This is a genomic window from Vibrio mimicus CAIM 602 (assembly GCF_000338875.1).
In the GTDB taxonomy this organism is placed as follows: Bacteria; Pseudomonadota; Gammaproteobacteria; order Enterobacterales; family Vibrionaceae; genus Vibrio; species Vibrio mimicus.
Genome location: NZ_AOMO01000028.1, coordinates 1 through 13,407, shown reverse-complemented (window position 1 = coordinate 13,407; position 13,407 = coordinate 1). Strand labels below are relative to the sequence as shown.

Below are 13,407 nucleotides of genomic sequence, written 5' to 3'. Positions count from 1 at the left end.
TTAGCCCTCAAGTTTGGACTTATCGCGCACTGCACCTTTGTCTGCACTGGTTGCCATGCTGGCATAGGCTTTGAGCGCCAAAGAAACGGTACGTTGGCGATCCACTGGTTTCCAGCCGAGTTTATCTTGCTCAGCACGACGAACCGCCAGCTCAGATTCGCTGACTTCCAGCGTGATCGAGCGGTTTGGAATATCAATCGCGATGCTGTCGCCACTGCGTACCAAGCCAATCGTACCGCCATTGGCGGCTTCCGGAGAGGCGTGACCAATCGACAAGCCGGACGTGCCACCCGAGAAGCGACCATCGGTCAGCAGAGCGCACTGTTTACCCAGTCCCATCGATTTGAGGTAAGTGGTTGGGTAGAGCATCTCTTGCATGCCCGGACCACCTTTTGGACCTTCATAACGAATGACCACGACATCGCCGGCTTTGACTTGGCCGCCAAGAATGCCGCTGACGGCATCTTCCTGACTTTCAAATACCACGGCAGGGCCACGGAATTTGAGGATACTTTCATCCACGCCAGCGGTTTTTACGATACAGCCATCCAGCGCCAAGTTGCCTTTCAGCACGGCAAGGCCGCCATCTTGACTGTAAGCATGCGCTTTATCACGGATACAACCCTCTTGGCGATCGTCATCTAGCGTATCCCAGCGACAATCTTGCGAGAAAGCTTGGGTGGTGCGAATACCCGCAGGACCTGCGCGGAACATAGTACGTACGGCTTGGTTTTCGCTCTGTTTCACATCGTATTGTGCAAGCTGTTCTTGCAGTGAAATACCCAGTACGGTGCGGGTTTGATCGTTGAGTAGGCCTGCACGTTGCAGCTCACCCAAAATCCCCATCACACCGCCTGCGCGGTGCACATCTTCCATATGGTATTTCTGAGTGGAAGGCGCGACTTTACATAGGTGCGGCACTTGGCGAGACATGCGATCGATATCGGTCATATCAAACGCAACATCGCCTTCCTGCGCTGCTGCCAACAGGTGTAACACCGTGTTGGTGGAGCCACCCATCGCAATGTCCAGCGCCATCGCGTTTTCAAACGCCGCTTTGTTGGCAATATTGCGTGGCAGAGCCGAAGCATCATCTTGCTCGTAGTAGCGTTTGGTCAGCTCAACAATGCGTTGCCCTGCGCTCAAAAATAGCTGTTTGCGATCGGCATGAGTGGCGAGTAGTGAGCCGTTACCCGGCTGAGAGAGACCCAGCGCTTCGGTCAAACAGTTCATCGAGTTGGCGGTAAACATCCCCGAGCAAGAGCCGCAAGTTGGACACGCTGAGCGTTCGATCTGCTCACTCTGTGCATCCGATACTTTTGGATCGGCGCCTTGCATCATGGCATCGACCAAGTCGAGCTTGATGATTTGGTCAGAAAGCTTGGTTTTCCCCGCTTCCATCGGGCCGCCGGAGACGAAGATCGCCGGAATATTGAGGCGCATCGCCGCCATCAGCATTCCCGGAGTGATTTTGTCACAGTTGGAGATACACACCATGGCATCGGCGCAGTGCGCGTTGACCATGTATTCGACGGAATCGGCGATCAGTTCACGTGATGGCAGCGAGTAGAGCATGCCGCCGTGGCCCATAGCGATACCATCATCGACCGCAATGGTGTTGAATTCTTTGGCAATGCCGCCTGCGGCTTCAATTTCGCGCGCAACCAGTTGGCCGAGATCTTTTAAATGCACATGGCCGGGAACAAATTGAGTAAAGGAGTTGACCACCGCAATGATCGGCTTACCAAAATCTTCCTCTTTGACGCCAGTGGCGCGCCATAATGCGCGCGCACCCGCCATATTACGTCCGTGTGTGGTCGTGGCGGAACGGTATTTAGGCATGGAAACTCCTTACTTCGCTTCTGGGTAAACGTAATCCAACCAGCCCCACTTATCTTCCGTGGTGCCTTTGAACAGGCCAAAGTAAGCATCTTGTACCACTTTGGTGATTGGGCCGCGTTTACCTGAGCCAACGGTGATCTTATCCACGCTACGCACCGGAACCACTTCGGCTGCTGTGCCTGTCATGAAAATCTCATCAGCCAGATAGAGTGCTTCACGGGAGATGTTGGCTTCACGTACTTCATAACCCATGTCGCGTGCCAGCGTCATGATCGAATCACGAGTAATGCCTGGTAGGATGGAGCTGGTGGTCGGAGGGGTTAGTATTACGCCATTTTTCACCACGAAAATGTTTTCGCCCGCGCCTTCAGAGAGATAACCATCAACACTCAGCGCAATACCTTCCGCGTAGCCGTGGCGACGTGCTTCACCACCAACCAGTAGAGAAGATAGGTAGTTACCGCCCGCTTTTGCCGCGGTTGGAATGGTGTTCGGTGCCGCGCGATGCCAGCTTGAAACCATGGCATCCACGCCATTTTCTAGCGCTTCTTCGCCGAGGTAAGCACCCCAAGAGAAAGCGGCAATCATCAGATCCATTTCGGTGCCGACTGGCGGACACACGCCAAGACCCACGTTACCCACATACGCCAGTGGGCGAATGTAAGCGTTATCGAGTTTATTGACGCGTAAGGTTTCGCGCGTCGCTTCCATGATGGTCTCAATCGAATAGGGGATTGGGAAGCGGTAGATTTTGGCTGAATCAAGCAGGCGCTGCGCGTGTTCGCGATGGCGGAAGATGATAGGGCCTTTTGGAGTGTTGTAGCAGCGAACGCCTTCAAACACCGAAGTGCCGTAGTGCATTGCATGGGTGAGTACGTGAACGGTCGCATTCGCCCATGGGATCATCTCGCCATTGAACCAAATATAATCAGCAGTTTTTGTTGCCATGATTGCCTTCCTTATGCGCAAATCTTTTGTTGTAAGTTGTTATTGGGCAGCTCGTCATTTCTGATCGCTGTGACTTCCACAGTACGCACATCCCACAGTTTTTCAATTTGATTGGTCAGGGTCGTGATCGGTCTGTCACTGTCGACAATGATCTCAACGCTGGCGATTTTGCTTTCATGATTTTGGGTTGCCGCGACTTGCTTGATGACAAATCCACGATGACGCGTCACGCGCAAAACGCGCTCTAATAAAACCGGTTTATCGTCCGCTTTAATATCGAGTAGATAACGTTGCATGTGGCCTCTCCCTAGGTGTTCTCAAGCATGTCAGTGTTGGATGCGCCCGGTGGCACCAATGGCCACACGTTCTCTTCTTCATCAATCAGCACGTGCAGCAGATAAGCGGTCTTGCTGGCGAGCATTTCACGCAGCGCAGGTTCCACTTCTTCTTTGCGGCTGATGGTTTTGCCGGGGATGTTGAAGGCTTTGGCCAGCATCACGAAATCAGGGTTGTCATCCAAAATGGTTTCGCTGTGGCGGCCATCAAAAAACAGCGATTGCCATTGGCGCACCATGCCCAAACGTTGGTTATCCAGCAGCACCATCTTGACTGGGATCTGGCGACGCTTCAGCGTGCCAAGCTCTTGCACGTTCATCATGAAAGAGCCATCACCGCTGATCAGGATGGATTGATCGTCAGGACGCGCAACCGCAGCACCCATAGCAGCAGGTAAGCCAAAGCCCATGGTGCCAAGGCCTGCGGACGAGATGAAGTTTTGTGGTGCGCGTGGCTGAATGTGCTGCGCTGCCCACATTTGGTGTTGGCCGACATCGGTTGAGACGATCGCTGAATCCGGCATCATGTCCGATAGCTGCTTGAGCAGCAGTGGCGCGAAAATGTTGTCGCCCGGATGATCGTAGCGCCATTTGAACCCACTACGCAGACTCTCGCTATGATGTACCCAAGGGGAGATGTCGTGGCTCAATTCCAACTGTGGCAGGATGAGGTTGATATCACCGCGCAGTGCAGCATGGGCATGGCGCAGTTTGTTAAACTCTGCCGCATCAATATCGACATGGATCACTTTGGCGTGAGGGGCAAACGTATCAAGCTTGCCAGTCACACGGTCATCGAAACGTGCACCAACCGCGATCAGTAGATCACACTCTTGTACGATCAAGTTTGCCGCTTTGGTGCCGTGCATGCCCAGCATGCCGAGATAGTGTGGGTCGTGACGCTCAATGGTTCCCAAGCCTTTGAGTGTGCTCACTGAAGGCATAGGGTTTAGGCGTAAAAACTCACGCACTGTGTCTGTTGCATTCGCCAGTTGTACACCGCCACCCACATACAATACAGGGCGTTTGCTTTGTGCAAGTAGGGCTTGCGCATTCGCCAGTTGTGTTGCATCCACGTGTGGCATGGCGGGTGGAGTAAAGCTTGGCAAAGCGGAGACCGGCGCTTTGCCGAGCTGTACGTCTTTGGCTATGTCTACCAACACTGGGCCGGGACGACCAGTTTTTGCAACTTCAAACGCTTCTGCCAGAGTTGGTGCCAGCTCGTTGATGTCGGTGACTAAGTAGCTGTGTTTGGTACAAGAGAGCGACATGCCGATCACATCCATCTCTTGAAACGCATCGGTGCCGATGTGTGAGCTGGCAACTTGCCCAGTGATGGCGACGAGGGGAACGGAATCAAGAAAGGCATCGGCCAAACCCGTAACCAAGTTGGTGGCTCCAGGGCCAGAAGTGGCCATGCACACTGCTACTTTCTGAGTTGAGCGCGCCATACCAATCGCAGCCATGGCCGCACCTTGTTCATGGCGGCAGAGGATGTGTTCGACACCTCCGTCATACAGCGCATCATAAATTGGCATGATAGCGCCGCCAGGGTAACCAAAAACGGTTTTGATGCCCTGTTGTTTTAATGCGGCAACGACTAACTGTGCTCCGGTCATCGTGCCCCCTTATGGCAACAATACGTGTCGCTGCCTTCCTGTGTGTTGTGTTTGCACTTCATGTGCTGCTCCCATTCTTCCTGCGAATTCTGAGGTTATCCCGACTTATGGTTACCGATTCGGTATTCATCAGTTGCTGGGTGTAACTTATTCAGAATGTGCTTTTTTTGGTCTGTCTGAGTTGTAAAAAAACCCCCGGACTTTTCAGTGCGGGGGTTTCTTGGATTCGGTTACTTATTTTTCGCCCACTCGCCCCCGCGTCGTCATTAGAATGACCACGATAATTAGGCTAATCAGAGAGTTAATGCGAGCGTTCAAGTTCATAGTAAATTCGTTTTTAAGGTTGAACTAATATCTTACCAATGTGTTTGCGCTTCTAGTGTTAACACACATCTTCATTACATGACAAGCAAAAACTCATTCTTTTTTCACATTCCCGTTTTATCTCGTCACGCTATATAACCTGTTCTGTGCTTTTTATCGCCATTTCATTCGGGCGATGAATGCTTTTTTGATCAAACACTAAGGGATGCAATGGGACTTGCGATCATTCACAGCCGCGCCAGTATTGGTGTACAGGCACCACCTGTCACGGTTGAGGTTCATATCAGTAATGGAATGCCGGGTTTCACCTTGGTTGGTCTGCCGGAAACTACAGTAAAAGAGTCGCGGGATCGAGTGCGTAGCGCGATCATTAACTCTCGATTTGAGTTTCCGGCGAAACGCATTACGGTCAATTTAGCACCGGCTGATCTGCCCAAAGAGGGGGGACGTTTCGATCTTCCAATTGCACTTGGAATTTTGGCCGCCTCGGATCAAATTGCGCGAACTAAGCTTGAAAATTACGAATTTATCGGTGAATTGGCGCTATCGGGTGAGATTCGTGGTGTGAAAGGGGTATTGCCTGCCGCACTCGCTGCTAATCAAGTCAATCGCTGTTTAGTGGTACCACACAGTAATGGTGATCAGGCTGCGTTGGTGGGGAGTGAACGGCATAAATCTGCGCAAAGCTTATTGGAAGTATGTGCCGATCTGTGTGGCCAGCAGAACCTGTCGCTGTTTCAAAGTGCACCAAGTGTGTTGGCGGTGCCAACTACCCGCGATTTACAGGATATTATTGGTCAGCAACAGGGTAAGCGTGCGTTGGAAATTGCAGCGGCAGGAAACCATAACCTGCTGTTTTTAGGTCCTCCGGGTACGGGTAAAACCATGCTTGCTTCGCGCCTGTGCGATTTATTGCCGGAAATGAGTGACGAAGAGGCGATGGAAACGGCATCGATCGCGTCCCTCACGCAGCAAGAAATTAACCAACATAACTGGAAATTGCGCCCTTTTCGTTCGCCACACCATTCAAGCTCAATGGCGGCTTTAGTCGGTGGTGGCACCATTCCGCGTCCCGGTGAAATTTCTCTTGCCCATAATGGTTTGCTGTTTTTGGACGAAATGCCGGAGTTTGAGCGCAAAGTACTGGATTCTCTGCGTGAACCGTTGGAATCGGGTGAGATTGTGATTTCTCGTGCGCAAGGCAAAACTCGTTTTCCGGCGCGCTTTCAATTGGTCGGCGCGTTAAATCCAAGCCCAACCGGCTATTACGAGGGCAGTCAGGCACGTGCTAATCCGCAGAGTATTCTGCGCTATTTGAGTAGGCTCTCTGGCCCTTTGTTGGATCGCTTTGATATGTCGATAGAGATCCCAGCCTTACCAAAGGGCACCTTGGCCAATGGTGGTGATCGTGGTGAATCCACCGCGGCTGTGCGTCAGCGAGTGTTGGCTGCTCGGGAGCGAATGCTTGTACGTTCTGGTAAGGTGAATGCCTTGCTGCAAAGCCGAGAAATTGAACAATATTGTCCTTTGGTCAAAGCTGATGCCGAGTTTTTGGAAAGTGCGCTCCATCGCTTGGGTTTATCTATTCGAGCTTACCACCGCATCATCAAAGTGGCGCGAACCATTGCTGATTTGCAAGGTGAAGCGCAGATTGCTCGGCCACATCTGGCGGAGGCGTTAGGTTATCGAGCGATGGATAGGCTACTCAAGCAATTGAGTGCGCAGAATGTCTAGTACTCTGACCTGCGTTGTTCATGTTTCATTACGATGACAAGCTTGTATAATCACACGCTGTTTTTTTACCCACTCCAGAACACAAGAATTATGTTGGCTTACTTACTCCTCGCACTGAATGTGACTTTAGTGGTGATGAACTCTGCATTCCATTCACTGCTGATCTGCTTTATTGCTTTGATTAAACTCTTACTGCCATTCGCTGCTTGGAAAGCGCTGGCTACGCAAGCCGCCAACTGGGTGATGTGGTCATGGGCGAGTGTCAACGCTTGGGTTTTGCAGCTTTCGAATCGGGTTGAGTGGGATATTCAAGGCGGTGAAACCTAAGTAAGCAGGGTTGGTATCTGCTGATTTCCAATCACCTGAGTTGGACGGATATCGTGGTGCTGTGCTGTGTGTTTAAAGACCGCATCCCGATGCCGAAATTTTTCCTCAAGCAGCAACTGTTGTATGTGCCATTCATTGGCATGGCATGTTGGGCGCTGGATATGCCGTTTATGCGCCGCTATTCGCGTGAGTATCTGTTGCGTAACCCGCATAAGCGCGGCCAAGATTTAGCCACCACGCGTCGCTCATGCGAAAAATTCCGTTCCGTTCCCACCACAGTAGTGAACTATGTGGAAGGGACGCGTTTTAACCCACAGAAGCAGCAAGGTAGCAATGTGGGTTATCAGTATTTATTGCAGCCGAAAACCGGTGGCATTGCCTACACATTAGCCGCAATGGGCGAGCAGTTCGAGCATATTATCGATGTGACTTTGGCTTATCCCGATAACCGTGCAAAACCCTTTTGCGACTTGTTGATGGGGCGCATGCAGCGCATTGTGGTACACATTGATTTGCTACCAGTTGATGAACAGGTGCAAGGTGATTACTTCAACGACAAGCAGTTTAAGCGTCAGTTCCAGCTTTGGTTGAGTGATGTTTGGCAGCGTAAAGATCAGCGTTTAGAGCAGATTTACAAGTCTTAATGAAACAGAAGGGAGCCATTGGCTCCCTTCTGTTTTATACCACTTCAAGTGGGCTAGTGAATTACTGCTTTTGGGTCAGCAGGAAGTTCACCAGTTCGAAATATTCATCGAGAGATTTTACTGACTGGCCTTGTACCAGATAGCGGTTGTTAACAACTACCGCTGGTACACCAGTTAAACCGCTGTCTTGGAACTGTTTGTCAAAACGGCGCACCATAGAGTCAACCGCAAAGCCGTTGTAGGCTGCATCAAACTTCGCTGCATCAACGCCTTCATCTAGGAAAATTTGGCGCAGTTCTTGTTCATCTTTTGGTGGCTTACGTAGAGTGTGGATGCGGTTAAACATCACAGGAACCATTTTATCTTCCACTTCCAGAGCAATCATAGTCGCGTAAGCTTTGCTCATTGCTTTACCCATGTTGCCACCCATGAAGGATACGTGGTTTTTCTGGAACTTAGCCCCTTCAGGCAACTGCTGTTTCAATTGAGCAATGATAGGTTCGAAGGTATTACAGTGTGGGCAGTAGAATGAGAAAAATTCACTCACGACTGGGGAAGAAGATATTGGTGTTTTAAGAACTTGGTAATGCTCACCTTCTTTAAATTGAGCGGCATAGGCTGAAACGCTTAACATCACGGTTGCAACCAGTGCAACCAGTGCAAACAGCTTTTTCATGTTTTTCTCCATTGAATTTTATTGTGTTTGCTTACCACTGCGGTTGCAGTGACAGCGTGGGTTCTTGTAGAGCGGCAATCTGCTCTTTGAACGCGAGAACCTGATTTTCCCAGTATTTCGCATCATTAAACCAAGGAAATGCGACTGGAAAAGCCGGATCTTGCCAGCGTTTTGCGAGCCATGCCATGTAGTGCACCATGCGTAGACCACGCAAAGGCTCAATTAGTTTCAATTCTTGATGATTAAAATCGCAAAACTCTTGGTAGCCTTCAAGCAAGATGTCCAATTGCAGCAATTTTTCTTGTCGATCACCATGCAATAGCATCCATAAGTCTTGAATTGCTGGGCCGTTACGCGCGTCGTCCAAATCGACAAACATTGGGCCATCACGCCACAGAATGTTGCCAGGGTGGCAGTCTCCATGCAGGCGGATTTGTGGCTGAGTTGCCGTCCAGTGCTGTTTTATTTCAGCGATCAGTAAATCGAGATCGTGAAAGAACACTCGCTGCAAATGGGCTGGAATACAGTTACTGTACTCAAGAATATGCCTCGGTTGATGTAGATACTCATCAAGCGACATGGTTGGGCGGTGGATAAATGGCTTGCTGGCGCCCACTTTGTGAATACGGCCAAGAAAACGGCCGACCCACTCTAAATGCTGCTCGTTATCCACTTCGTATTGGCGTCCGCCCATGCTGTTAAACAGAGCAAAACGGTAGCCTTGGTGGTGATGTAGGGTGGCACCATTGATGGTCAGTGGCGGAACGATAGGGATCTCGTCTTGCTCTAGTTCTAAAGCGAAATCGTGCTCTTCTTGGATCTGCTCGTTAGTCCAACGCTGTGGGCGATAGAATTTCACCACAAAGCGACGGCGATCTTCATCGGTAAATTGGTAAACACGGTTTTCGTAGCTGTTGAGTGGCAAAAAGCCCGACTCTGCACGAATACCAATACTTTCCAGCGCATACCAAATCAGATCTGGAGTCAAAGCATCAAAGTGAAAGGTGGCTTGGGTCATCGAATAAAAAGGGCTCATTACTGAGCCCTTTACCATGCTGGTGATTGTCAGAGCTTTTGAATAAATCGGCTCTCGACTTCAAGGGTAAATTGGTGGCTTTCATCGTGCAGTATAAACTGAATTGTCGCTACCGCAGAGCTGAGATTTTCCGGTTTAACCCCAAGACTCATCGGAAGGTTGAGAACTTCACCCGGCTGAACAACCACGGTTTGCTTGCCGTACCAAGAGACTTGATCGAGCCCTTTTACCGAGAGTTGGTAGGTTTGAGGTTGTTGAGTTTTGTTGATCACTTTTAAGTTGTAAGTGTTCTCAATCTCACCAGAGCTGTTGGTTCTAAACAGCTGAGTACGGTCACGTAAGACAGATAAACCCACAGGATCAACGGCTGCTACTTGGGCAAAGAACAACCCAATCATCACCAATAATACGGCACCATAACCAAGCAGTTTCGGGCGCATTACTTTGGTGTGTTTGCCAGAAAGACGATGCTCGGTGGTGTAATTGATGAGCCCTTTCTCATAGCCCATACGTTCCATAGTGTTATCACAAGCGTCGATACATGCCCCGCAGTTAATACATTCGTACTGCAAACCATCACGAATATCGATACCTGTTGGACACACTTGAACGCAGAGGTCACAGTCAATACAGTCACCTAACCCAAGTTCTTTAGGATCGGCTTTACGAGAGCGTGGGCCGCGTTGTTCTCCTCGTGCTGCATTATAGCCAACGATAAACGTATCTTTATCGAACATGGCCGACTGGAAGCGAGCATAAGGGCACATATGGATACACATAATTGAGCGCATCCATCCCGCATTACCGTAGGTACATACAGCAAAAAACATTACCCAGAACACAGGCCAGAAAGTGGCATTGAAGGTAAAGAAATCGATCACTAATGCACGAATTGGCACAAAGTAACCGACAAAAGTGAAGCCTGTGACCAAAGCAATTGCAAACCACGCGAGGTGTTTGAGGGTTTTACGTGCAGCAAGTTCGGCGGTCATTGGGCTGCTGTCTTGCTTGCGTCTTTTGTTGGCATTGCCTTCCAGTTTTTCTTCAAACCAAATGTACATAAAGGTCCACACGGTTTGCGGGCAGAGATAGCCACACCAGACTCGGCCTAAAAAGGTGGTGATAAAAAACAGGCCAAAGGCGGCGATCACAAACAGCAGTGCGAGCAGGGTAAGATCTTGTGGGTAGAGGGTAGTTCCAAAAAAGTTAAATTGCTGGTGGCCAATATCCAATAAAATGGCCTGACGTTCGCCGTAAGAGATCCAAGGGATTAATCCAAACAACAGGAGCAGAAACCAACCGCCATAGCGACGCAGTTTCTGATAGGTACCTTTACTTTCTCGAACATAGATGCGATTACTTGGATTAAAGCGATCTCCACCTTGGCCTTTATGGGTCTTGGGATTAAACACTTTAGGAGTCACATCTTTTATATCGATTTTATCCTGACTCATGACACTATCCTTTTCAGGCATTCGGTGTGATTTCTGTTGTTCACACTCAAATACATTGCTCATTCCCTCTTTTGGGCAAAATGATAAGAGGGGGCTGATTACTTTTTAGTCCGTAATTATAGCGTTAATCACAGGTTTATTTCTTTAAGGCAATCAACCTTTAACAACAAATTTCCTTACATTTCTTCACCCTATTAACCAAGTGATAAAAAAGCGGCTTGCGCCGCTTTCACTATTTTAGTGCTGATAAAGCCATCTAGTACTTATTTGATCACGCCACGTGCGCGCAAAATGGCGGTTTTGAAATCATCTTCATAATCTTTTTTCAGTCCCGGGATCACTTCATCTTTAGCGCTATTACGCATTTTCAGATGGTAGATCAGCACATCGTCAGTTAGTTCTTCGAGCGCGCCTTGATAACCTGCTTCTTGGGCAAGTTTAAGCAGAAATTGAATGAGGTTGAGTTCGGAATCTTTGTGCCACTCAGGCTCAAGCAGCTGCAGTAGTTCTTCTACGCGATGGCATTTCATGACTTTCTCCACAATTTTTATAGTGATTTGTGGCTAAAGGTACCAAAAGCGCTGAGCAATACCAATTCATCGACAAGAAAAAAGCGCAGGATTACTGCGCTTTCTAATTAAGCTGCCTGAACCACTTTGGTTTCGGGGGATGCGGTCAACGCATTTCTTTCAACCAGCGTGGGGGCTGTTGCTGTTTTTCTCGCAACGGGAGCCACTGCAAAACCACTGCGGCGACGCATTGCACTACGGTTTGTATTTGAAAACCTGACGGTTGTTGGGCGCATTACATAACCTAACTGTCAGGCATATCCATTGCCGATGCTAAACCCTGAATCATTATGAGTGGATCTTGATGACAGGACGTGACCAAGATTCGCTCTTTTGGCGATTGCCGATCCGAACAATGAGACAGGAATAATGATATGGATTCATATCGCAGATAGAGTAGCACCAGTTGCTAAAATGATCGATAGTTGACCAATTTTGAGTCATGTTTATTTTCAATTACGTGGATTGAGTGAGATAAGGTTTAGCCTTTACTATGCAATTCTCACAACAGGAGGTGTATATGTCGTTTATCAAGAAAACCCTCGCCAGTTTTGGGATTGGCTCCGCTAAGGTTGATTCGGTGTTACAGCAAGAAGTGCTCTACCCCGGCCAATCCGTTAAGGTCACCATTCATGTTTATGGTGGCGCAACAGAGCAAGCGATCGATAACATCGAGCTCAAACTCTGTTGTCGCTACATTGCCGAAGTGGCCTCCGATCGCGGTCAGCAGCAGGGTCAGCAAATTCGCCGCGTTCCCCATACGCATACTCTCGCCAGTTGGTCACTGCCGTATGCATTTACGATTGAAGCAGGGGAAACACGCGATTTTCAGATCGAGCTAGAAGTGCCTTGGAATACCCCGGTGACGATTGGTGATGCCAAAGTGTGGCTCGAAACGGGGTTGGATATTGCCATGGCTCTGGATCCCACAGACAAAGATATTCTCACAGTACGCCCCGATCCTTTGATGGATGGGATATTTAATGCTCTAGAAGCACAAGGTTTGCGTTTACGTCAGGTGGAGTGTGAGCAAGCTAAAGGCTTTGCTTTGCCCTTTGTTCAAGAGTTTGAATTTGTGCCGACAACGGGGCCTTTCCATGGGCGCTGGCGTGAAGTAGAAATTGTAGCTTACCGTGATAAAGAGTCATTACAGCTTTGGTTTGAAGTGGATCGTTATCAACGAGGCGCATCGGGCATGTTGGCTAACCTGCTCGGTCGGGGAGAGTTAAAGCGGCGTTTAACGTTGTCTTCACACACGTCACCGCATGAAGCAGGTGAGCAAGTACTCGCATTTCTCGATCAAAATTGCTGATTTATGTGCCATAATTTTAGCTAACACATGTACGCTCAATATGCGATACTAACGCCAAGTATCAGGCTCAGGTTGGGTGTGTATGTCGAATAGTTATGGTTTTAAGGAAGAAGTGGCCAATGCGATTAGCCATGGCGTTGGCCTTATTTTAGGGATTGTTGGCTTAGTACTGTTGTTAGTGAAAGCGGTCGATCAGCAAGCGGATGCGTTGACGATTACCAGCATGAGCATTTATGGCGGCAGCATGATTGCTCTATTCTTGGCCTCTACGCTTTACCACGCCATTCCTTATCAGCGAGCCAAGCGTTGGCTAAAAACCTTTGACCACTGCGCTATTTATCTATTGATTGCGGGTAGCTACACGCCGTTTTTATTAGTGAGTTTAAGAACGCCACTTGCGGTTGGATTAATGATAGTAATTTGGTCCATAGCGTTAATCGGCATCTTAATGAAAATTGCTTTTGTCTACCGATTCAAAAAACTGTCTTTGGTTACTTATCTCACCATGGGGTGGTTATCGCTGATTGTGATCTATCAGTTAGCGATTCATCTGGATGTTGGTGGTTTAACGTTGTTGGCGTGCGGTT

Annotated in this window: 11 protein-coding genes and 1 pseudogene; 4 read left to right on the top strand and 8 right to left on the bottom strand. The window is 49.1% G+C overall.

What is annotated here, in order from left to right; translation table 11 throughout:
- From ilvD to ilvG, 4 genes are read right to left on the bottom strand one after another with little or no spacing between them, the layout of a single operon-like run.
- Window positions 1-1,842, bottom strand: a complete 1,842-nt coding sequence (ilvD, locus tag D908_RS10960) for a dihydroxy-acid dehydratase (protein ID WP_005524184.1) — start codon at window positions 1,840-1,842, stop codon at window positions 1-3.
- Between the two features lie 9 nt (window positions 1,843-1,851).
- Entirely contained in the window at window positions 1,852-2,790 is a 939-nt protein-coding gene (gene ilvE, locus D908_RS10965) for a branched-chain-amino-acid transaminase (protein ID WP_005524183.1), read from the bottom strand.
- An 11-nt stretch (window positions 2,791-2,801) separates the two neighbouring features.
- Window positions 2,802-3,086: an acetolactate synthase 2 small subunit gene (ilvM, locus tag D908_RS10970; RefSeq protein WP_001190201.1), complete on the bottom strand. Its 285-nt coding sequence runs from the start codon at window positions 3,084-3,086 to the stop codon at window positions 2,802-2,804.
- A gap of 11 nt (window positions 3,087-3,097) precedes the next feature.
- On the bottom strand, window positions 3,098-4,744 hold the full coding sequence (gene ilvG, locus D908_RS10975; protein WP_005524182.1) for an acetolactate synthase 2 catalytic subunit: 1,647 nt from the start codon (window positions 4,742-4,744) through the stop codon (window positions 3,098-3,100).
- 534 nt (window positions 4,745-5,278) lie between these two features.
- On the opposite strand from ilvG, the gene D908_RS10980 reads away from it, so the two are divergent.
- A complete protein-coding gene (locus D908_RS10980; RefSeq protein ID WP_000521794.1) occupies window positions 5,279-6,802 on the top strand; it encodes a YifB family Mg chelatase-like AAA ATPase in 1,524 nt (507 codons plus the stop codon).
- A 90-nt stretch (window positions 6,803-6,892) separates the two neighbouring features.
- Window positions 6,893-7,773 (top strand): annotated as a pseudogene (locus tag D908_RS0119290) (acyltransferase).
- A gap of 61 nt (window positions 7,774-7,834) precedes the next feature.
- Here the strand turns inward: D908_RS0119290 and D908_RS10985 are convergent.
- From D908_RS10985 to D908_RS11000, 4 genes are all read right to left on the bottom strand, one after another.
- Window positions 7,835-8,449 carry a thiol:disulfide interchange protein DsbA/DsbL gene (locus D908_RS10985; RefSeq protein ID WP_005524181.1) on the bottom strand — a complete coding sequence of 205 codons (615 nt, stop codon included), beginning with the start codon at window positions 8,447-8,449 and terminating at the stop codon, window positions 7,835-7,837.
- 31 nt (window positions 8,450-8,480) lie between these two features.
- Complete coding sequence (locus D908_RS10990) at window positions 8,481-9,467, bottom strand: serine/threonine protein kinase (protein ID WP_005524180.1); 987 nt, start codon at window positions 9,465-9,467, stop codon at window positions 8,481-8,483.
- A 47-nt stretch (window positions 9,468-9,514) separates the two neighbouring features.
- Entirely contained in the window at window positions 9,515-10,939 is a 1,425-nt protein-coding gene (ccoG, locus tag D908_RS10995) for a cytochrome c oxidase accessory protein CcoG (RefSeq protein WP_005524178.1), read from the bottom strand.
- Window positions 10,940-11,202: 263 nt separating this feature from the next.
- The gene (locus tag D908_RS11000) at window positions 11,203-11,469 is read right to left on the bottom strand and encodes a YihD family protein (RefSeq protein WP_000649658.1); all 267 of its coding nucleotides are present in this window, start codon (window positions 11,467-11,469) and stop codon (window positions 11,203-11,205) included.
- A gap of 559 nt (window positions 11,470-12,028) precedes the next feature.
- Here D908_RS11000 and D908_RS11005 point away from each other — a divergent pair.
- Together D908_RS11005 and trhA are read left to right on the top strand one after the other, a co-directional pair.
- Window positions 12,029-12,820 (top strand): sporulation protein, encoded by a 792-nt coding sequence (locus tag D908_RS11005; RefSeq protein ID WP_000008139.1) that lies wholly within the window; start codon window positions 12,029-12,031, stop codon window positions 12,818-12,820.
- A gap of 82 nt (window positions 12,821-12,902) precedes the next feature.
- Window positions 12,903-13,407: PAQR family membrane homeostasis protein TrhA (gene trhA, locus D908_RS11010; RefSeq protein ID WP_005524176.1), on the top strand; the 505-nt coding region annotated here is incomplete at its 3' end.

Excerpts from the sequence above, each read along its gene's own strand:
- ilvD (WP_005524184.1), bottom strand. The coding sequence starts at position 1,842 with ATGCCTAAATACCGTTCCGCCACGACCACACACGGACGTAATATGGCG.
- ilvE (WP_005524183.1), bottom strand. The coding sequence starts at position 2,790 with ATGGCAACAAAAACTGCTGATTATATTTGGTTCAATGGCGAGATGATC.
- ilvM (WP_001190201.1), bottom strand. The coding sequence starts at position 3,086 with ATGCAACGTTATCTACTCGATATTAAAGCGGACGATAAACCGGTTTTA.
- ilvG (WP_005524182.1), bottom strand. The coding sequence starts at position 4,744 with ATGACCGGAGCACAGTTAGTCGTTGCCGCATTAAAACAACAGGGCATC.
- D908_RS10980 (WP_000521794.1), top strand. The coding sequence starts at position 5,279 with ATGGGACTTGCGATCATTCACAGCCGCGCCAGTATTGGTGTACAGGCA.
- D908_RS10985 (WP_005524181.1), bottom strand. The coding sequence starts at position 8,449 with ATGAAAAAGCTGTTTGCACTGGTTGCACTGGTTGCAACCGTGATGTTA.
- D908_RS10990 (WP_005524180.1), bottom strand. The coding sequence starts at position 9,467 with ATGACCCAAGCCACCTTTCACTTTGATGCTTTGACTCCAGATCTGATT.
- ccoG (WP_005524178.1), bottom strand. The coding sequence starts at position 10,939 with ATGAGTCAGGATAAAATCGATATAAAAGATGTGACTCCTAAAGTGTTT.
- D908_RS11000 (WP_000649658.1), bottom strand. The coding sequence starts at position 11,469 with ATGAAATGCCATCGCGTAGAAGAACTACTGCAGCTGCTTGAGCCTGAG.
- D908_RS11005 (WP_000008139.1), top strand. The coding sequence starts at position 12,029 with ATGTCGTTTATCAAGAAAACCCTCGCCAGTTTTGGGATTGGCTCCGCT.